The sequence below is a fragment of the Kribbella endophytica genome (assembly GCF_054781295.1).
In genome coordinates this window covers 934,127-952,926 of the sequence record NZ_BAAGUR010000001.1, presented here as the reverse complement: position 1 = coordinate 952,926, position 18,800 = coordinate 934,127, and the positions used below count along the sequence as shown (strand labels likewise).

The following is an 18,800-nucleotide window of genomic DNA, read 5'->3' as shown; positions in this document are numbered from 1 at the left end:
GGGCTGCGGCCTATGCTGGCGAGAAATCGATTTCCCGCCCCGGGCGTGGGACGCGCTGGTGACGAGTCGTCGCGCCTGACGAACAGGAGCGCGCGATGAGCCCTGCGATCGATCGAAGCAGCTTCAGCCTGCCCTTGAGCCGCCGCGGATTCCTCCGCGCAGCCGGCGGTACGGCGCTCGCGGCCGCGGCCGGCGGTGCGCTGACGGCCTGCGGCGGGGACGATGACGGCGGCGGCTCGGGCACCAAGGAGCTGTCGTTCGTCTACATGGGCACGGCCGAGCAGCAGGCGACCTGGAACAAGCTGTTCGCCAAGTTCAGTGAGCAGCACCCGGAGATCAAGCTCAAGGCCGAGGGCATCCCGCTGTCGAACTGGGGTGACTTCTTCAACAAGCTGTCCACCCGACTGGCCGGCGGCCAGGTCCCGGACGTGATCCAGGTGGCCACGGAAGGCCAACGCCTGTTCGCGTCCAAGGGCCTGCTCGCGCCGCTCGACGACTACATCAGCAAGGACAAAGCGGCGATCGACGAGTACTACGCCGACATGGACCCGAACCTGATCGAGTGGAACAAGAAGTACAGCTCGACCGACGGCAAGACCTACTACCTGCCGGGCGAGTTCAACACGATGTGCATGTGGTACTCCAAGGACCTGTTCGCCAAGGCCGGCGTCCCGGAGCCGACGGCGAAGTGGACCTGGGACGACTTCCGCGCCGCCTGTGAACAGATCAAGGCGAAGACGGGCGCCTTCGGGTACGCCGCGGACTCGGCGTACTTCGCGGCGATCATGCCGTGGCTGCTGACCAACGGGACCAGCAGCTTCTCCGACGACTGGTCGACGCCGACGCTGAACGACGCCAAGGCGATCGAGGCGGCCGAGTTCAACCGGGCGCTGGTCGCGGACAAGCTGTCGCCGCCGCCGGGCGGCCAGTTCGACGCACCGACCGCGCTCGCGCAGGGCAAGCTGGCGATGTTCGGCGGCGGGCGCTGGCCGATCATCAGCATCCGCAACCTGAAGGCTCAGGGGAAAACCGGGATCGTGCCGTGGCCGACCAAGGTCGAGCAGGGCTCGCCGGTCGGCTGGAACGGCTACCCGATCATGAAGGCGTCGAAGCAGAAGGACGACGCCTGGACGTTCATCAAGTTCCTGATCTCGGCCGAGGGCTCGTCGTTCTTCGCGCAGCTCGGCGGCACGATCGTCCCGGCCCGCAAGTCGATCGCGAACAGCAAGTCGTTCCTCGACGACGCGCCCAAGGGCACCGAGTCGCTCTACCAGGCGCTCAGCTACGCGACGCCGATTCCCTCGCCGGACAAGGGCGCCGCCGTACAGAAGGCGATCGAGGACGGCTGGAAGCAGGTGCTCACCGGCAACGCGTCGCCGGCTGACGCGCTGGGCAAGGCGCAGACGGCTCTCGAAGGACTGGTTTGAGCGCACAGCGGCGGGACTGGCTCCCGGGGTACCTGTTCATCAGTCCCGCCCTGCTGCTGTTCCTGGTCTTCGTCGCCGCTCCGCTGGTCGCCGCGTTCGGGCTGAGCCTGTTCCACTGGGACCTGCTCAGTACGCCGGAGTTCGCGGGCCTCGACAACTTCCGCCAGCTCGTCACCGACGACGCGACGGTCCGTGCGGTGATCAACACGTTCGTGTTCGCGATCTCGTCGGTGGTCACGCACATCGGGATCGGCATGCTGCTCGCGCTCGGCGTGCACCGGACGATGACGCGCGGCACCAAGTACTTCGTCCGCACGGCGTACTTCTTCCCGTTCCTGGTCTCCTGGGCCGCGGTCGCGCTGATCTGGAAGTACGTGCTCGACCCGACCTTCGGGCTCGCCACGCACTACCTGTCGTCGTTGGGCCTGCCGGTGACGAACTGGCTGGCCTCGCCGACCTGGGCCTTGCCGACGCTGATCGTGGTCGACTGGTGGCACACGATCGGCTACACGTTCATCATCCTGCTGGCCGGCCTGCAGACCGTGCCGGCGCAGCTGCATGAAGCGGCCCGGGTCGACGGCGCGAATGCGTGGTGGAGGTTCTGGAGCGTCACGCTGCCGGTGATGTCGCCGACGATCTTCTTCGCCACCGTGATCACGTTCATCGGCGCGTTCCAGATCTTCGACCCGATGCTGATCATGACCAACGGCGGTCCGGACGGCGCGACGCAGTCGATCGTGATGTACACGTACGAGAAGGGCTTCCAGTCCTTCGAGGTCGGGTACGCCGCGGCGCTCTCGCTGGTGCTGTTCCTGGTGATCATGGTCGCGACCGGGCTGCAGTTCCGGCTCAGCCGACGGTGGGTGCACCAGTGAAGGGCCGGCTGCTCGACCTCGTGCTGGTGCTCGGCGGACTGCTGATGATCGCGCCGCTGGTCTGGTTGATCGTCACGGCGTTGTCCCAGCCGATCGACGCGTTCCAGCTGCCGCCGCGCTGGATCCCGCGGCCGCCGACGCTGGAGAACTTCCAGCAGGTGCCGGACCTGATCCCGTTCGCGCGGATGGCGTGGAACAGCCTGCAGATCGCCGTGATCACCACGGCCGGGTCGTTGCTGACCAGCGCGCTGGCGGCGTACGCGTTCTCCCGGCTGCGGTTCCCGGGGCGGGACCAGATCTTCCTGGTGCTGCTGGCCGCGCTCGTCGTACCGGTGCAGCTGACCGTCGTACCGGTGTTCATCCTGATGCGCTGGCTGCACCTGGTCGACACGGCGGTCGCGATCTGGCTGCCGGCGCTGGTGAACGTGTTCGGCATCTTCTTCCTGCGCCAGTACATCGCGTCGATCCCGCGCGAGCTGGACGAGGCCGCGATCATGGACGGCGCCGGGCACTTCTGGATCCTGTTCCGGGTGATCCTGCCGCTGGCCCGGCCGGGGCTGACCGCGCTGGCGATCTTCGTCTTCGAGGCGTCCTGGAACAACTTCTTCTGGCCGTACATCTTCCTGTCGTCGCCGGAGAAGATGACGCTGCCGGTCGGGCTGGTGTCGCTGCAGGGCGCGATGGGCGGTGGGCCGGCGGTCGTGCTGTTCGCGGCGATCACGCTGGTGGTGCTGCCGATCCTCGCGCTGTTCCTGATCTTCCAGCGGTCGTTCATCGCGTCGATCGCCTCGACGGGGCTGCGCGGATGACAGACCGGATGCCTGTTGCCCTGCGTGCGTTGTGGCACGAGTTGCCGCTGCTGGCCGTGTCGGGGGTGTTGGTCTGTACGGCGTTCGTCGGGGTTGTCGCGTTGATGCCTGGGCTCGGGCCTGGTGGAGTGCTGCTGATGGTGGTGCTGGTCGGGCCGGTGTGGGCTGGGGTGGTGGCTACGACGGACTCGGTGGTGCAGGGCGGGCGGGGTGGGGTGGTGCTGTTGCTGCATAGCGTCCTTAGGCACTGGCGGGGTGGGCTGGCTGTTGGCGCCGTACCGGGTGTTGTGGTGGCTCTCGCACTGGTCAACTGGTCGCTCTACAGCGGGCCGGTCATGCTCCTGCCGCTGGCTGTCAGCTGCTGCGCCGCCGTACTGCTGGTGCTCGCGTCGTTCAGCGCCTTCAGCCTGCGGGTGACCGGAGGCCTTCGTGGCAAGGCACTCTGGCTCGCCGCACTCGGTGTGGTCGCCCGCAGCCCGTGGATGCCGCTGGGCGTGCTCTCGGTCGTGGTGGTCGCGCTGCTGCTCGGCACCTCGGTGACTGCCTCGCTGCTGTTGCTCGCACCTGGCCCGGTGGCGCTGTTCGCCTCGGCCGGTACCTGGACTGTCTATCGGATGGAGAACCTGGATGCGCTACACCGGTGACAACCTGCGGCACTTCGCACTACCCCTGGGCGGCCTGGGGACCGGCACTCTGGCACTCGCGGGCAACGGCGCCCTGCGGCAGTGGCAGCTGCACAACATCGGCAACCACGAGGGCCACGTACCGGACAGCTTCTTCGCCCTGAGGGTGTCGCGGATCGAGCCGCCGTACGACGACATCCGTTTGCTGCAAGGGCCTCCGCTGGAGCCGTCGGAGACGCCGCTCGTGTCGGACGGCGTCGTACCAGCTGGTGAGCGGGCACTGCACGAGCTGCTGAAGCCGGTGGGTGCTACGACCGTCGAGGCGGTCTATCCGCAGGCACGGATGTCGTACGAAACCGATCTGCCGGTCGACGTGAGCATGGAGGTCTTCAACCCGCTGGTGCCGCTGGATGCCGACGCCAGCTCGCAGCCGGTCGTCGGATTCACCTTCACGCTGCACAACCCGGGTGACGTCGCTGTGCACGGGTCGCTGGGTGGGGCGCTGCAGAACTCGGTCGGCTGGGACGGGGTCACGCCGATCGACGGCGTGTCCTGCGGGCTGTACGGCGGCAACACCAACCGGGTTCGGCTCGGGTCCTGGACGTCGCTGGTGATGGAGAACGTCTCGCTGCCGGCTGAGCACCCGGGTGCTGGGCAGTTGGTGTTCTCCACCGATGCCGAGCGGGCTACGGCGTCGCCGCAGTGGTCTCGGCCTGATGCCTTCGTCACCGACCTTGCTGGGCGGCCTACGTCGCGTGCTGGTGTTGCGAGTGGGCCTAGTGCGCCGGGGTCTACCTGGAACGGCGGGCTGATCGCGCCGTACAAGCTGGAGCCGGGGGAGACCGTGCGGGTGCGGTTCCTGATCGCGTGGCACTTCCCGAACCGCTACGTCGACTTCCACCAGTTCGGGCCGCGGCGGGACTACGGGCACACGAAGTTCTGGCTCGGGAACGCCTACGCCAAGGTTGATGCGGTGGCTGCGGCTGACGCGTTCGTTGCGCGTTGGGACGAACTGGCCCGCGCGACTGGTGACTGGGCTGAGGCTTTCGAGGACAGCAGCCTGCCCGGTGAGGCCGGGTCTCGCCTTGCGGCCTTGGGCGCCGACATCCGGAGCCCCACCGTCTTCCGGACCGCCGAGGGGACCGTGCACGGCTTCGAGGGCGTGCTCGGCCGGTCGACGGAGATGTGGGCCGGCCGGTACGGCGGCTCGTGCCCGCTCAACTGCACGCACGTGTGGAACTACGAGCAGACCCTGTCGCGGCTGTTCCCGGAGCTCGAGCGGAACATGCGCGACACCGAGTACGACGTGATGCAGGCGCCGGAGGGGTACATCCCGCACCGGGTGATCGCGCCGACGTACCTGAAGCAGCTGTGGGACGTGGTGATCGGCGGACCGGAGGAGCCTGCTCTCGACGGGATGCTCGGCAACGTGCTGAAGACCTACCGGGAGGTCCGGCAGGGCGCGGGGCTTGACTGGCTCGCTGGTCGCTGGCCGAACGTCGTACTGCTGCTGCAGCACATCAGGGACAAGTGGGACCCGGCAGGGACCGGTGTGCTGCGGGGCATCCAGCCCAGTACGCACGACATCGACCTGTCCGGGGTCAACTCGTTCATGGGGACGCTCTGGCTGGCTGCACTACGTGCGGCCGAGGAGATGGCGCAGCTGCTCGGTGAGGACGCCAAGCCGTACAGGGCGCTGTTCGAAGCCGGCAGTACGGCGTACGACGAGCTGCTGTTCACGGGGGAGTACTACCGGCAGGTGCTGTCGGCTGAGGACAAGCAGGAGTTCCAGTGGGGTGAGGGATGCCTGGCCGACCAGCTGATCGGGCAGTGGTGGGCACACCAGCTCGACCTGGGCTACGTGCTGCCGGAGGAGCACGTGAAGACGGCGCTGCGCAACGTCGTACGGCACAACCTGCGGACCGGCTTCACCGACTTCGACCACCCGTACCGGGTCTTCGCCGATGGGGACGACACCGGCCTGCTCATGTGCACCTGGCCGCACGGCGGCCGACCGGAGGTGCCCACCCGCTACTGCGACGAGGTGTGGACCGGCTCCGAGTACCAGGTCGCCGCCCACTGCCTCTACGAAGGCCTCACCGACGAGGCCTTCGCCATCCTCCACGGCCTGTGGGCCCGGTACGACGGCACCCGCCGCAACCCCTTCAACCCCATCGAGTGCGGCGACCACTACATCCGCAACGCCGCCGGCTGGTCAGTCCTGGAGGCCTTAGCCGGCTACCGCTACAACGCCCTCACCCGAACGCTCACCTTCGCGCCCCTAGCTGTAGCCCGCACCGGCGACGATTGGCAGGTCCCCTTCGTAGCCGGCACCGGCTGGGGCGTAGCCCGCTGCACCGGTGGTGAGCTGACAATCACCTGCCACTCCGGCCACCTGGACCTCCACGCCGTCCACGTCGACGGCAGCTCCCTCCCGGTGGACGCCCAGGTCGTCGTCCCCGGAAAACCCTTGGAGATCCCGCCGCACTGACCTCTACCGTCGCCGCATGACCCCGCTCCAGGCCGAAGCCCACCAGCTCTTCGCGGAGCTCGGCCTGGAGACGGCGTTCCCCGACTACGGCCCGCCGCAGCTCATCGGCAGCGCCCGCTCGGGCCTGATCGTCCTCCGCGACCTGGACGTCATGTTCGACGCACCCACCGCCAGCTTGGCCGGCGTCCTGGCGGGGCTGGGCGTGGTCGCCGAGCGGTGCGACCTGCTGTCGGCAGACGTCCGCGACGAGCGCGGCGACCGCCGGCCAACCCCACGCCTCACCGACGAACGCTTCTACGCCGTACTGGAGGTGGGAGGTTGGAAGGTCGACCTGACGTTCTGGCTGCACGTGGTCGAGCGCCCGCACGTCGCCGACGCGCTCCGGCTGCAGCGGATCACCGAGGAGGAGCGGCAGGCGATCCTGCGGCTGAAGACCGACTGCCCGGCCTACCCGGAACTGATCGGCGGTACCGACATCTACGACGCCGTACTGCGGCACGGCGTACGGACGTGAAAGAGTGCCGGCCGCCCGGCAACGCCACCGGACGGTCGGCACTCGCTTTAGAGGAGACCCAGCTCCATGGACTCCTGGTCGCTGAACAGGCGGGACCTGATCAGGAAGCGGACGCCCTCGGGGGCCTCGACCGAGAAGCCGCTGCCGCGGCCCTTGACCACGTCGACGGTCAGGTGGGTGTGCTTCCAGTACTCGTACTGGTTCACCGACATCCAGAAGCTGACCGGCTTGTCCAGGCCGTCGATCACCAGGTCGCCGAGGCACACGTCGGCCGCCCCCGTCTTGAACTCACCGTCCGGGTAGCACATCGGCGAGCTGCCGTCGCAGCACCCGCCGGACTGGTGGAACATCAGCGGCCCGTGCAGCTCGGTGAGGCGGCGGAGCAGCTCCGCCGCCTCCTCCGTGTACGAAACCTTCTCGATCATCACGTGGCCTAGAAGAACCCGAGCTTGTCGGGCGAGTAGCTGACCAGCAGGTTCTTGGTCTGCTGGTAGTGGTCGAGCATCATCTTGTGGTTCTCGCGGCCGATGCCCGAGTTCTTGTAGCCGCCGAACGCCGCGTGCGCCGGGTAGGCGTGGTAGCAGTTGGTCCAGACCCGGCCGGCCTGGATCTCCCGCCCGGCCCGGTACGCCGTGTTGATGTCGCGCGACCAGACCCCGGCGCCCAGCCCGTACAGGGTGTCGTTGGCGATCTTGAGCGCGTCGGCGTAGTCGTCGAAGCGCGTGACCGAGACGACCGGGCCGAAGATCTCCTCCTGGAAGATCCGCATCTTGTTGTCGCCCTCGAAGATCGTCGGCGTGATGTAGTAGCCGCCGCTCAGGTTCCCACCGAGGTCGGCCTTCTCGCCGCCGGTGATGACCTTCGCGCCCTCGGCCTTGCCGATGTCGATGTAGGACAGGATCTTCTCGTACTGGTCGTTGCTGGCCTGCGCGCCCATCATCGTGTCGGTGTCCAGCGGGTTGCCCTGCTTGACCGCCTCGGTGCGCGCCGTCGCGTCGGCCAGGAACGAGTCGTAGATGCCGCCCTGGATCAGCGCCCGGGACGGGCAGGTGCAGACCTCGCCCTGGTTCAGCGCGAACATCGTGAAGCCCTCGAGCGCCTTGTCGTAGAAGGCGTCCTTGCTGCTCGCGACGTCGTCGAAGAAGATGTTCGGGCTCTTGCCGCCGAGCTCGAGCGTGACCGGGATGATGTTCTCCGACGCGTACTGCATGATGAGCCGGCCGGTCGTGGTCTCACCAGTGAACGCGACCTTGGCCACTCTGTTGCTGGAGGCAAGCGGTTTGCCGGCCTCGACGCCGAATCCGTTGACGATGTTCAGCACGCCCGGCGGGAGCAGATCCGCGATCAGTTCCATCAGCACGTGGATGGACGCCGGAGTCTGCTCGGCAGGCTTCAGTACGACGGCGTTGCCGGCCGCGAGTGCCGGGGCCAGCTTCCAGGTCGCCATCAGGATCGGGAAGTTCCACGGGATGATCTGCGCGACCACGCCGAGCGGCTCGTGGAAGTGGTACGCGATGGTGTCCTCGTCGACCTGCGAGATCGAGCCCTCCTGGGCCCGCAGCGCGCCGGCGAAATACCGGAAGTGGTCGATCGCCAGCGGCATGTCGGCGGCCAGCGTCTCCCGGACGGCCTTGCCGTTGTCCCAGGTCTCGGCGACCGCGAGCAGTTCGAGGTTGGCCTCGATCCGGTCGGCGATCTTGTTCAGGATGTTCGCGCGCTCACCCGGTGACGTCCGGCCCCAGCCGGGGGCGGCACCGTGCGCGGCGTTCAGAGCGGCCTCGACGTCGTCGGAGGTCCCGCGGGCGATCTCGGTGAAGTTCTCGCCGGTGACCGGGGTCGGGTTCTCGAAGTACTGACCCTTGGCCGGCGGGACCCATTCACCACCGATGAAGTGGTCGTAGCGGGACTTGTAGGTGACCGGGCTGCCTTCTTGCCCGGGAGCGGCGTAGATCGTCATTGGTCCTCCAGCTCCTGCGGTGCGGCGTGCTCCGCAACCTACGAGCGGGGACGTTGCATCAACGTTGCACGCCCCGCACTTGAACGGCGTCCGGATCCGGGCAAGAGTTGGGTGTGGACGCACCGGACCAGGCGCGGCGGCTGAGCGAGCTCTACGACGAGGTGCTCAGCGGCGGCCGCGTACCCGAAGCGCCCCGGGCGCTGGTCGCCGAGTCCTGGCAGCGGTCACTGGCCGCGCTGGTCGACCCGGAGCTGGACGCGCCGCCGGTCGTGGTCTCGGGCGAGGAGCTCGAGGAGATCCGCGCCGGGCACCCGCTGCACGCCGTACTGCCGGTGCTGCGTCAGACGCTGACCACGATCGCGGACGAGGCGTCCCACATCATGATCGTCACCGATGCGCGCGGGCTGATCCTGTGGCGCGAGGGCGCGGCCGACGTACGGCGTCAGGCCGATCGGATCGCGCTGTCCGAGGGGGCGATCTGGTCCGAGGACGCGATCGGGACCAACGGGATGGGGACGGCGCTGGCGGCTGATCAGCCGGTGCAGATCCACTCGGCCGAGCATCTCGTACGGCGGATTCACGCGTGGACGTGTGCGGCCGCGCCGGTGCACGACCCGGACACGGGGAAGCTGATCGGAGCGGTCGATGTCTCCGGGCCGCTGCGGACCGTGCATCCGGCCATGATGGCGCTGGTGACCGCGGCGGCGGGGTTGGCCGAGGGGCAGCTTCGGGTGCGGATGGCCGCGGCGGACGAGGTGCTGCGGGCTCGGAACATGCGGCACCTGATCGCGCTGGGCGATGCGCCGGGCGCGTTGCTGACGCCGACCGGCCGCGTGCTGGCAGTCCAGCCGCTGGCGTGGCTGCCAGATCGGCTCGCCGTACCGGCTGGCGCTGATCGGATCGACCTCGGCGACGGACGCGAGGGCGTGATCGAGCAGCTCGACGAGGGGTACCTGCTGCGGATCCCGGGGGCTGTCCGCCGGCGTACGTCGTTGCGGCTGCGATTGCTGGGCTCGCGGCAGCCTGTCGCCGTCGTCGGTGGCCGCGAGATCCCGCTGACCCTCCGCCGCGCCGAGGTGCTCGCGCTGCTCCTGCTGCAACCGTCCGGTCTCACCGCCGAGCAGCTGATGCTCCAGCTGTACGGCGACGAGGGCAACCCGACCACGGTCCGCGCCGAGATGCACCGGCTGCGCAATCTGCTCGGGGCCGGCGTACTGGACACCAAGCCGTACCGAATCCTCGCGAACGTCACCGGCGACGTCACCGACGTCCAGGCCCTGATCCGCCGCGGAGAACTGGCCGCAGCCCTCGACCTGTACGCCGGCCCCCTCCTCGTCCGCTCCGACGCCCCAGCCCTCCGAGCCGAACGCGACGAGCTGGACGCCACCCTCCGCCGAGCCGTCCTCGACGCAGGGGCCCCGGATCTCCTCTGGCGCTACGCGGAGACCTCAGCAGGCGCCGAGGACCTCGAAGTCTTCGAACTCCTCGCCCTACGCCTCCCCCCAGACGACCACCGCCGCCCCGCAGTCTCCGCCCGCCTGGCCCGCCTGGCCGACTAACTGTCGGCCGGCTCCACCACCAACTGCCATCAAGTAATGGGCAGCCGTTCCACATGCTGAGATCTGGGCTTAAGTCCACTGATTTGGTCTAGTTTCGAGCTGTGGATGCAGGGGCTCGAAGGTCGTCGTCACGCCGGTGCGGGCGGGGCGGCGACCGAGCCGCGCTCGATCAGGGTCGGTACGACAGTCGTCCGACGGACCCGCCGATTGGTGTCGACGGCGGACGTGACCCGCGCGACGACGTCCTGGACCAGCTCGTCGAGCGGCCAGCGGAAGGTGGACAGCGGCGGCGTGAGCAGCTGGGACATCGGCTGGTCGTCGTACCCGAGCAAGGACAACTCGTCCGGTACGACGATGCCGAGCTCAGTCGCCGCGGCGTACACCCCGAAAGCCATCGAATCAGCCAGCGCGAGAATGCCCGTCGGACGGGGAGTGCGCCGAAGCAGTTCGCAGGCGACCTCGGTCGCGCCGGCCAGATCGTGCGGACACGGCACGATCGTCACGCGGAGCTTCAGCTCGCGGGCGATCCGCTGGGCGATCTCCTCAGCCGGCCGATCCACCTCGACCCGGCGCGACGGCGTCAGTACGGCGACGTCGCGATGACCGGCTTCAGCCAGCCGGCGCAGCGCCGTACTGATCCCCAGCTCGTTGTCGAACAGCACCTCCGACTTGGCCTTCGCAGCCGGCAGCGCGTCGCCGATCGCGATCACCGGCGCCTGCTGGGCGATCGGCGCCCAGCCCTTGGCGGCCGGGTCGATCGGAATCACCACGATCGCGTCGGCGCGATGGTCGACCAGGTGCTGAGCCAGCTCGAGCTGCCGATCGGCGTCGCCGGCCGAGTCGATGATCCAAGCATTCCGGTCCGGCGCCAGCAGTTCGCGACCGAGCGCGGCGGCCAGCCGCTGCTGCCACAGATCCTCGAGCGACGCGCACAGTACGCCGACCGAACCGCTCCGGCCGGACGCGAGCGCGCGGGCCACCGGATCGGCCTGGTAGCCGAGCCGTTCGGCCGCCTCCTGCACCCGCTGCCGGGTCTCGGGCGTGCCGTGCAGACCTCGCAGCGCGTAGGAGACAGCGGCCATCGAGAGACCGGTGTCAGCCGCGATGTCCTTGAGGGTCGGCCGTCGGCCAGTACCGGACATGCCGACGAGCCTATGCGCTGCCGTGGACAGAAACTTGACAAGAACCGCTTTGAAGCGCTTCACTCTCCCTATCTTGAAGCGCTTCAAACTCTTCAGTCGGAGGTGAACTCGTGATCGACGTCCATCAGCATCTGTGGCCGGCCGAGTTCGTCGACCGCCTCCGCGCCCGCACTTCCGCGCCGTACCTGGATGGCTGGACCCTGCACACCGAGGGCGAACCGCCGTACGACGTCGACCCCTCCGACCACGAGGTTGACAAGCGCGTCGCGCTCGAACTGGACGCCGGTACGTCGCTGGCGGCGGTGTCCCTGTCGAGCCCGCTGGGCGTCGAGCAACTCGGCGACTCGGCTCTGCTGGACGCCTGGCACGTTGGCGCGGCCGCACTGCCGGCGCCGTTCCGGGCCTGGGCGTCGGTCTCGATGCTGGAGCCCGACCTGGCCGGCCTCGCCGCACTGCTGGCCGACGAATTCCTCGGCGTACAGCTGCCGGCGCACGTGCTCGGCACGCCGGACGGTTGGGCCGCCCTGGCACCCGTTCTGGCTGTCGCCGAGCAGGCCGACAAGCCCGTACTCGTCCACCCGGGCATCGTCGGGCAGCCCGGGGCAGCTCAGCTGCCCGGTTGGTGGGCCCCGGTCGTCGACTACGTGAACCAGCTGCAAGCCGCCTGGTGGGCCTGGCATGCGTACGCCGGTCGCCAGTCCTTCCCGGCCCTGCGCATCTGCTTCGTCGCCGCAGCTGGTCTCGCGCCGGTCCACCACGAACGTCTGTCGGCCCGCGGCGGCCGCCTCGGCACGATCGACCCGCGGCTCTTCGTCGACACCTCGAGCTACGGCCCGCAAGGCATTGACGCGGTCGCGCGAGTCCTCGGCATCGACCAGGTCGTACACGGTACCGACCGCCCGTACGCCGGAGTCACGGAGCTCCGCCAAGGCGAAGCCGCGACGACGGTCATCCGCCACGACAACCCGCACCGCCTGCTGTTCGGCACCTCACCACCCCGCGACGCACCCGGCCGCATCGGCTTCGGACGCGGCGCACCGTCGTACTGAATCTTCCGGCGTCCTGTACGCCGGGCACCTACTCGCTGCGGACCAGCGGCGAGCCCAACCGATTCATCCTCCGAGAGGGGAGTGCAGTGACTGCTCAGCCCGTTTCCGACGCACCCGTCGTTCCCGCGCGCCAGGCCAGCCGGCTCGTGGAGCTGAACGGCTGTCTGTCCCTGGACAACCTCCCGGGACGTGATCTCGACCCCGACGAACTGGCCGAGCTCGCCGGCGGCCTCGCCGCCCAGCCCCACCTCTGGGAAGACAAGGTCGCCTACAGCGACGAGGAGCGCGTCTTCGCCTCCCTCCACCGCGACGCCAACGTCGACGTCTGGCTCATCTGCTGGACCCCCGTCAACGACACCGGCTGGCACGACCACGACGTCTCCTCCGGCGCCGTCGCCGTAGCCCAAGGCCGCCTCGTCGAACACAACCTCGCCCTGGGCACCGCGTCCCTCGAGACTGAGATCGCCGCAGGCGACGTCTTCGGCTTCGGCCCCGACCACATCCACCGAGTCGTCGGCCTGGACAAGGGCTCAGTAACCATCCACGCCTACAGCCCGCCCCTGTGGCGCATGGGCCAGTACTCAGCCAAGGACGGCGTCCTCAAGCGAACCTCAGTCTCGTACGCCGACGAACTCCGCCCCATCGACTGAGCAAGAACCAAAGGGCAGTAGAACCAAAGAACTAAAGACAACAACTGAAGAACAGAACAAGAGCAAATTAGTTAGGTCGGCGCGTGGTTGCGGTGGCTTCTTCCCTCACGTTCGCTGGGGCAAGGGGCCACCGCCCTCAATCTGCCAGCGTCTTGTTTGTGGGTTCCAGGTTCCGGTGGCTGTGGTTGTGAGGACGGGGTCGAGGCAGGCGGCGACTGTTTCGAGGGCGCCGGTCAAGGTTCGTAGGTTGGGGTTCAAGGGGAGTTCCCGGGCGACCCGGGCGTAGCCTGCTTGCCATTTCGGGCCTGGGGATTTGATGGTTGGCGGGAGGGTGCAGTTGCGGCGGGTGGTTTCTGCTGTGACTGCTGCGGTGGTGAGGGTGGCATCGAGTTCGGTTGTTGTGGTGATGAGGACCAGGTCGACCAAGTCGCGGTAGCGGGTCGAGGGTTGTTGGCTTACGCCGTACCGGCCGTACATCGCGCAGAGCTTGTCGGCTACTTGGTCCGGCAACGGGTAAAGGACGAACCGCGGGAGTGGGGTCGCGTCGGCGAGGTCGAGGACCGGGCGCGGGCGGATGCGGTCGACCTTCGCTGTTAGTCGGGTCCTGGTCGAGAGATCGATGGTGAAGTGCTCGAACGGTCTTGCTTCGACGAGGCAGGTGACTCGCAGCAGGACTGCTGATTGCTCGTCGATGGAGCGGGCCACGCTGTCGAGCGCGAAGGTCAGGTGATCGCCGGCGTCGGCAGCGATGTCCGTTCGCAGTGCTGCCAGGGCCTCCTCGAGGTCGAAGGTGGTTGCCGGGACGACCAGGTCGACGTCCTTGCTCGGACGGGCCTGCCGGATCCTGATCAGGAGGCCAGTTCCGCCTTTGAGTACCCATCGATTGCCGGGCTCGGCAAAGACTCGTCCGAGGAATCTCTGGAAGACGAACTCCCGGCGTACGTCGCCTGCCGGTCGGCCGCGGCGCTTGGCCTCGGCTCTCAGGCGGTCGCCGAGTGAGCGGCTGACTCTCGAAGGGGTTGGCGGATTGTCCGGCGTCCTCACGCGGTCCGTCGAGCAGGTGCTCGATGGGTGGTGGCGATGAGATCGACGGTCTGGCGAATCGCCAGAGGTATGCCGGACTCCTCGAGCAAGCGGACGAGCAGCGCCTCGCCGTCGTGGCGACGGGCGCCGTAGCGGGCGGCGTACGGACTGACGGTGTGCGCCAGTTGGTCGACGTCGACATGGCGGACGGTCAGTGCGTCGCGGACCACCCCTGCGAGGTGCCCGCCGTCGGTGTGTACGGCGGCGAGGTCGGCGATCGTGCGAGGGATAGTTGTGCAGGGCAACCCTTGGACGACGGTCCAGTCCGAAGGGGCGAGTGTCGCCTTGTGGAAGCGGATGTCGATGCGGCGGCTTTGACGTCGGCCGGAGACCGTGAACTCGTGACGATCGGCGGCCAGGTCGCCGAGTTCGTACAGGGCGGCGGCTGAGCGATGGGAAACCAACTCGGGGAGATCGTCGCGCAGGCGATCGCCTGCGGAGCGATTGGGATCGAGAGCGAGCCACGCAGCTCGGAGGTCTTCGAGAGGGTCCGGGGGTGCGCCGGCCAACCGGTAGACGCCCTGGGCGAGGCGCTCGAGGAGCCCGGATTGTGCGAACCGGCCGATGGTCTTTCGACTGCTTCCGGCGGCCTCGGCCTGGGCGGTGGTGACGAGGCCCCACTGGTCTGCGGCGAGGTCTGCGAGATCGGCGAACGACATGGCCACCTCCCCGGGATTGCTGCAATTGTACCCACCAAATGGGACAAATGCAGTAGCTAGGGAGTCGAGCCGGAAGTAGGTCGACTGCACTCGGGCGCTAGGCACGTTGGCCTACTGCGAAGAACTGCGAGCTGGACGGGACGAGGTCTGGGTAGCGGTCGGCTAGGTGGGAGGCGAGTAGGGCGGTCTGCAAGGGGTCTGGGGTGGTGAGGGTTGCCGGGGGCTCCAGGTCTGGGAAGTGGGCGTCGAGGGCTACGGTCAGCCAGCCGCCTGGGCCGGTGAGGCCGTGGATGGTGATGGAGCGGAGGCCTAGGCCGGACAGCTCTTGGCGGAGTTGGGGGACTGAGTGGTAGGTGGTTTCGGGCATGCGGTCGTTGGCGGGGGTGTAGCCGGTGTCGAGGAGTTCGCGGACGATGTGTTCGCGTTGCTGGAGTTCGTTGGCGAGGGTTGCGCCGATCAGGTTGGCGGTTCGGTTGAGGGCTACTACGGCGACGAAACCGCCGGGGCGGGTGACTCGGGTGGCCTCGCGGAGTGCGGTGAGGCGGTCTTCGAGCTGAGGTAGGTGGTACATCGGGCCGGCCATCAGTACGGCGTCGAAGTACTCGTCCTCCCAGGGGAGGTGGCGGGCATCGCCGAGGGTTGCGTCGAGGCCTGCGGCCCGTGCGGCCACCACGTGGTGGGGCATGGGATCGAGCAGCTCGACGGAGTAGCCGCGTTGCTGTAACCAGCGGGCGTGTACGCCGGTCCCGCCGCCGATGTCGGCGACGACCGCCGGGGGATCCGGTAGATACCTGCCCAGCAGTTCCTGCATCCGTGCGAGCTCGAACTGGCCCTTCAGGGTGGACGTCAGCCGCAGGCCTTCGTCCCGCTCCACGTAGTGCGCCTCGAGCGCGGTTTCGATCGACATGCTTCGACCTTGCTGCCTGCCGGGCCGTCTCAGGAGGGCAGATCGTGGGGCATTCGGGGGCAGATCGTTTTGCTGACATGGAGGCCCTGTCCCGTGGGGTGGGCCTGGGTGCTGCGGATGTACCCGGTGGTGGGTACATCCGCAGCGGTTGTCAGTGGTTGACGTGGTGCAGGGTGCCGATGAGGCCGTGAGTTTCTTGTTCGATGCCGGCGGAGAAGACGATGGCGTCGGTACCGCTGACGGTCGCGGTGCCGGGGGTGAGGGTCCAGAGGCGGTCGTTGACGATCGGGGTGCCCTTGGCGTCCTTCAGCTGGCCGTAGACGTGGTGCTGGAAGTGGCCGAAGAGCGAGGGCTTGAGGACGCTGACCTTGCCGTTGCCGAAGTTGCCGACGAGGAGGGAGCCGGCGATCTTGCCCCAGGACTTCGGGGCGATCGCGAGGCCCCAGGGGTCGTTGAACTCCTTGGCCGCGTAGTGGTCGATCAGGAGGCCGTCCGCGGTGAACTCGCTGACGTAGCCCAGATCCTTGCCATCGGCAACCGGCTCGGTCTTGTGGTACGTGACGAAGATCTTGCCGTTCAGGAGTTCGGGGTTGAAGGGGGTGAAACCCTTCGGGACGAACGGGTCGTGGAAGGCCCAGGTGGGCTGCTCGAGCAGCTGGAACTTGTCGTCGAAGACGTCGACGCGGTTCTGGGCGACGTTGGCGGCGTACAGGCGGTCGCCCTTGGGTGTCGAGGCCAGAGCCAGGCCGGTGTAGACCGCGCCGGGGACAGTGGCCTTGATCTGGGCGGCGCCGATGTCGGGGGTGACCGGCTGGGCCCACGCGCCGATCGAGCCGGTCAGGGTGCCGAAGATGAAGCGGGACGGCGTCTTGACCTTGCCGTCGGTCAGCAGGAAGCCCTTGCCGTCGTAGCCGACCTGGCCGGCCGGTGCCGGGGTGGTGATCCGCACGTTCGGCAGCTTGGCGGCGGTGCCCGCGCCAGGCGTAGCGTGGTACAGCGTCACGGTCGAGTTGCCGGCGTTGGGCGACCAGATCGGGGAGACACCCTTGACGACGATCTCCCACGGGTTGACCAGGTCCTTGTCGAGGAGCGCGGCCTTGCCGGGGATGTCGGAGATCAGGTTGGTCTGCTGGACGGTGAGTCCGTCGTCAGGCCGGTGGAAGCCGGTGGCATCGGCGCTGGCCGGTACGCCGACAGCAAGTCCGCCGAGCAGGGCGGCGGTCACAGCGAGCGGTCGAACCGCGGGGGAGATTGACACGAGTGCACAGTCCTTCGGGAGGGAAATGAGACACCCCCGACACGCCTCCCGCCATCGCCCGGGTTCACGGACCGGGTGGCACACATCAGCCACAAACCCCAGGAATACAACGGCTCCCACCACAGCGCGTGTGGTGGGAGCCGTCAGCGATCAAGTGGTTACGGGTGGCGCAGGAGGCCGAGCAGGCCGTGGGATTCGTTGGCGATGCCGGCGGAGAACCAGAGGGCGTCGGTGCCGCCGGTGGTGGCGGTGCCGGGGGTCAGGGACCAGAGGCCGGGGATGACGAGGGGGTGGCCGTTGGTGGACTTCAGCTGGGCGGTGATCTTGTGGTCGAAGCGGCCGTGGGACTTGGGTGCGATGACGTTGACGCGGCCGTCGCCGAAGTTGCCTACCAGGAGGGAGCCGGCGAGTTTGCCCCAGGAGGTGGGGGCGATGGCGAGGCCCCAGGGGGCGTTGAGGGTGCCGCGGGAGGCGATGCGGTCGACGAAGTGGCCGTTGGTGGTGAACTCGGAGACGTAGCCGGCGCCGCGGGTGTTGACGCTGCGGCCGGTCTTCGGGTCGACCTTCGCGTAGGTGACGAAGACGCGGGTGCCGAGGGTCTGGACGTTGAAGGGGGCGTAGCCCTTCGGGAGGTGCAGGTCGCGGAACGACCACCACGGCTGCTTCGTGCGGGCGAAGGTGGAGTCGAAGACGTCGACGCGGTTCTGGGCGAAGTTGGCGGCGTACAGGCTGTCGTTGGTGGGGGAGATGGCCAGGCCGGTGTACGCCGCGCCGGGCGTGGTGGCCTTGATCTGGGCGGCGCCGACGAGCGGGCTGACCGGTGGGCCCCACGCGGCGATCGAGCCGGTGAGCGTCGCGAAGATGAAGCGGGCTGGGGCGCTGGCGGTGCCGTTGCTGAGCACGAAGCCGGTGCCGGCGTTCGCGACCTGGCCGGAGGGAGCAGGGACGTCCACCCGGATGGTCGGGACCTTCGTCGCCGTGGTGGCGCCGGGGGCCGAGGAGTAGAGCGTCGAGGACGACGTACCGGCGTTCGAGACCCACAGTGGCGAGGTTGCGCCGAGGGCGAGGCCCCACGGGTTGACGAGGTCGGGGTCGAGGAGAGCGGCCTTGCCCGGTACGTCGGACACGAGATTGACCTGCTGTACGGCGAGCCCGTCGCGGGACGGGTGGTCCCCGTGCGCGCTGGCGGTGCTGGGGGCGACCAGAGCCAGACCGGCGGTCACGGCGGTGGCGAGTGCGATGGTGCCCGTCCGAGCTGAGCGGCGGGGTCGGCGCAGCGACATGTCACAGTCCTTCGGGTAGGTGGTTGAACACCTTCCACACGGACGGTTCGGCTGGCCGGTTCAGCCTTTGGCAGGGTAAACATTGCGGTGTCCGTACCGACACTGGGAGAAACCCGACATGACCGAGCTCGCGATCACCCCGCTGAACCCGGCGATCCTGCCGGCCGCGACCGGGAACTACACGCACGGGGTCGAGGTGACCGGCGGCAAGCGGCTCGTGTTCGTCAGCGGTCAGGTGCCGTGGGGGGACGAGCAGGGGCGGATTCCTGAGGACTTCGAGGACCAGTGCCGGATGGTGTGGCGCAACGTGCTCGCGGTGCTGTCGGAAGCTGGGATGAGTGTGGAGAACCTGGTGAAGGTGACCACGCATCTGTCCGACCGGCAGTACCGGGCGGCGAACTCGAAGATTCGCGAGGAGGTGCTCGGGGATCATGCGCCGGCGTTGACGGTGTTCATCTGCGACATCTACGCCGAGGAGTGGTTGCTCGAGATCGACGCCATCGCGGTCGGTTAG

General features: G+C 68.3%; 18 protein-coding genes. 10 read left to right on the top strand and 8 right to left on the bottom strand.

All coding sequences use genetic code 11. The features are described 5' to 3' along the window. The first annotated feature begins 95 nt into the window (after positions 1-95). Genes ACYVIO_RS04595 through ACYVIO_RS04570 form a run of 6 tightly spaced genes read left to right on the top strand, consistent with a single transcriptional unit; the run spans position 96 to position 6,739 of the window. Positions 96-1,427, top strand: a complete 1,332-nt coding sequence (locus ACYVIO_RS04595; protein WP_460649371.1) for an ABC transporter substrate-binding protein — start codon at positions 96-98, stop codon at positions 1,425-1,427. Beyond that, positions 1,424-2,302: a carbohydrate ABC transporter permease gene (locus ACYVIO_RS04590; protein WP_460649370.1), complete on the top strand. Its 879-nt coding sequence runs from the start codon at positions 1,424-1,426 to the stop codon at positions 2,300-2,302. The genes ACYVIO_RS04595 and ACYVIO_RS04590 overlap by 4 nt, the downstream gene beginning before the upstream one ends. Then, positions 2,299-3,111 (top strand): carbohydrate ABC transporter permease, encoded by an 813-nt coding sequence (locus tag ACYVIO_RS04585; RefSeq protein WP_460649369.1) that lies wholly within the window; start codon positions 2,299-2,301, stop codon positions 3,109-3,111. Before ACYVIO_RS04590 ends, ACYVIO_RS04585 begins: the two co-directional genes overlap by 4 nt. Further along, positions 3,108-3,755, top strand: a complete 648-nt coding sequence (locus tag ACYVIO_RS04580) for a hypothetical protein (RefSeq protein ID WP_460649368.1) — start codon at positions 3,108-3,110, stop codon at positions 3,753-3,755. The genes ACYVIO_RS04585 and ACYVIO_RS04580 overlap by 4 nt, the downstream gene beginning before the upstream one ends. After that, positions 3,739-6,225, top strand: a complete 2,487-nt coding sequence (locus ACYVIO_RS04575; protein WP_460649367.1) for a GH116 family glycosyl hydrolase — start codon at positions 3,739-3,741, stop codon at positions 6,223-6,225. The genes ACYVIO_RS04580 and ACYVIO_RS04575 overlap by 17 nt, the downstream gene beginning before the upstream one ends. Positions 6,226-6,241: 16 nt before the next feature. Further along, the gene (locus ACYVIO_RS04570) at positions 6,242-6,739 is read left to right on the top strand and encodes a hypothetical protein (RefSeq protein ID WP_460649366.1); all 498 of its coding nucleotides are present in this window, start codon (positions 6,242-6,244) and stop codon (positions 6,737-6,739) included. 47 nt (positions 6,740-6,786) lie between these two features. Here the strand turns inward: ACYVIO_RS04570 and ACYVIO_RS04565 are convergent, their stop codons facing one another. Further along, complete coding sequence (locus ACYVIO_RS04565; RefSeq protein ID WP_460649365.1) at positions 6,787-7,164, bottom strand: DUF779 domain-containing protein; 378 nt, start codon at positions 7,162-7,164, stop codon at positions 6,787-6,789. Between the two features lie 8 nt (positions 7,165-7,172). Beyond that, positions 7,173-8,696: an aldehyde dehydrogenase gene (adh, locus tag ACYVIO_RS04560; protein ID WP_460649364.1), complete on the bottom strand. Its 1,524-nt coding sequence runs from the start codon at positions 8,694-8,696 to the stop codon at positions 7,173-7,175. A gap of 113 nt (positions 8,697-8,809) precedes the next feature. On the opposite strand from adh, the gene ACYVIO_RS04555 reads away from it, so the two are divergent. Further along, positions 8,810-10,255, top strand: coding sequence for a GAF domain-containing protein (locus ACYVIO_RS04555; RefSeq protein ID WP_460649363.1), 1,446 nt, complete (start codon positions 8,810-8,812; stop codon positions 10,253-10,255). Between the two features lie 128 nt (positions 10,256-10,383). Here the strand turns inward: ACYVIO_RS04555 and ACYVIO_RS04550 are convergent, their stop codons facing one another. Beyond that, positions 10,384-11,397 (bottom strand): LacI family DNA-binding transcriptional regulator, encoded by a 1,014-nt coding sequence (locus ACYVIO_RS04550; RefSeq protein ID WP_460649362.1) that lies wholly within the window; start codon positions 11,395-11,397, stop codon positions 10,384-10,386. Positions 11,398-11,507: 110 nt separating this feature from the next. Here ACYVIO_RS04550 and ACYVIO_RS04545 point away from each other — a divergent pair, with 110 nt between their 5' ends. Further along, positions 11,508-12,446 carry an amidohydrolase family protein gene (locus tag ACYVIO_RS04545; RefSeq protein WP_460649361.1) on the top strand — a complete coding sequence of 313 codons (939 nt, stop codon included), beginning with the start codon at positions 11,508-11,510 and terminating at the stop codon, positions 12,444-12,446. An 86-nt stretch (positions 12,447-12,532) separates the two neighbouring features. Beyond that, the gene (locus ACYVIO_RS04540) at positions 12,533-13,096 is read left to right on the top strand and encodes a cysteine dioxygenase (protein ID WP_460649360.1); all 564 of its coding nucleotides are present in this window, start codon (positions 12,533-12,535) and stop codon (positions 13,094-13,096) included. 105 nt (positions 13,097-13,201) lie between these two features. Here ACYVIO_RS04540 and ACYVIO_RS04535 read toward each other — a convergent pair whose 3' ends face one another. From ACYVIO_RS04535 to ACYVIO_RS04515, 5 genes are all read right to left on the bottom strand, one after another. Then, positions 13,202-14,140, bottom strand: a complete 939-nt coding sequence (locus ACYVIO_RS04535; protein WP_460649359.1) for a nucleotidyl transferase AbiEii/AbiGii toxin family protein — start codon at positions 14,138-14,140, stop codon at positions 13,202-13,204. Continuing rightward, positions 14,137-14,838 (bottom strand): type IV toxin-antitoxin system AbiEi family antitoxin domain-containing protein, encoded by a 702-nt coding sequence (locus tag ACYVIO_RS04530; protein ID WP_460649358.1) that lies wholly within the window; start codon positions 14,836-14,838, stop codon positions 14,137-14,139. Before ACYVIO_RS04530 ends, ACYVIO_RS04535 begins: the two co-directional genes overlap by 4 nt. 97 nt (positions 14,839-14,935) lie before the next feature. Further along, positions 14,936-15,745, bottom strand: coding sequence for a class I SAM-dependent methyltransferase (locus ACYVIO_RS04525; RefSeq protein WP_460649357.1), 810 nt, complete (start codon positions 15,743-15,745; stop codon positions 14,936-14,938). A 151-nt stretch (positions 15,746-15,896) separates the two neighbouring features. Then, positions 15,897-17,003 (bottom strand): TIGR03118 family protein, encoded by a 1,107-nt coding sequence (locus ACYVIO_RS04520; RefSeq protein ID WP_460649356.1) that lies wholly within the window; start codon positions 17,001-17,003, stop codon positions 15,897-15,899. Positions 17,004-17,161: 158 nt separating this feature from the next. After that, the gene (locus ACYVIO_RS04515; protein ID WP_460649355.1) at positions 17,162-18,286 is read right to left on the bottom strand and encodes a TIGR03118 family protein; all 1,125 of its coding nucleotides are present in this window, start codon (positions 18,284-18,286) and stop codon (positions 17,162-17,164) included. 118 nt (positions 18,287-18,404) lie between these two features. Between ACYVIO_RS04515 and ACYVIO_RS04510 the strand changes: the two genes are divergently transcribed. Further along, complete coding sequence (locus ACYVIO_RS04510; protein ID WP_460649354.1) at positions 18,405-18,800, top strand: RidA family protein; 396 nt, start codon at positions 18,405-18,407, stop codon at positions 18,798-18,800.

Coding starts and splice junctions, on each gene's coding strand:
- ACYVIO_RS04575 (WP_460649367.1), top strand. CDS start 3,739: ATGCGCTACACCGGTGACAACCTGCGGCACTTCGCACTACCCCTGGGC.
- adh (WP_460649364.1), bottom strand. CDS start 8,696: ATGACGATCTACGCCGCTCCCGGGCAAGAAGGCAGCCCGGTCACCTAC.
- ACYVIO_RS04580 (WP_460649368.1), top strand. CDS start 3,108: ATGACAGACCGGATGCCTGTTGCCCTGCGTGCGTTGTGGCACGAGTTG.
- ACYVIO_RS04515 (WP_460649355.1), bottom strand. CDS start 18,286: ATGTCGCTGCGCCGACCCCGCCGCTCAGCTCGGACGGGCACCATCGCA.
- ACYVIO_RS04510 (WP_460649354.1), top strand. CDS start 18,405: ATGACCGAGCTCGCGATCACCCCGCTGAACCCGGCGATCCTGCCGGCC.
- ACYVIO_RS04565 (WP_460649365.1), bottom strand. CDS start 7,164: ATGATCGAGAAGGTTTCGTACACGGAGGAGGCGGCGGAGCTGCTCCGC.
- ACYVIO_RS04595 (WP_460649371.1), top strand. CDS start 96: ATGAGCCCTGCGATCGATCGAAGCAGCTTCAGCCTGCCCTTGAGCCGC.
- ACYVIO_RS04550 (WP_460649362.1), bottom strand. CDS start 11,397: ATGTCCGGTACTGGCCGACGGCCGACCCTCAAGGACATCGCGGCTGAC.
- ACYVIO_RS04530 (WP_460649358.1), bottom strand. CDS start 14,838: ATGTCGTTCGCCGATCTCGCAGACCTCGCCGCAGACCAGTGGGGCCTC.
- ACYVIO_RS04525 (WP_460649357.1), bottom strand. CDS start 15,745: ATGTCGATCGAAACCGCGCTCGAGGCGCACTACGTGGAGCGGGACGAA.
- ACYVIO_RS04570 (WP_460649366.1), top strand. CDS start 6,242: ATGACCCCGCTCCAGGCCGAAGCCCACCAGCTCTTCGCGGAGCTCGGC.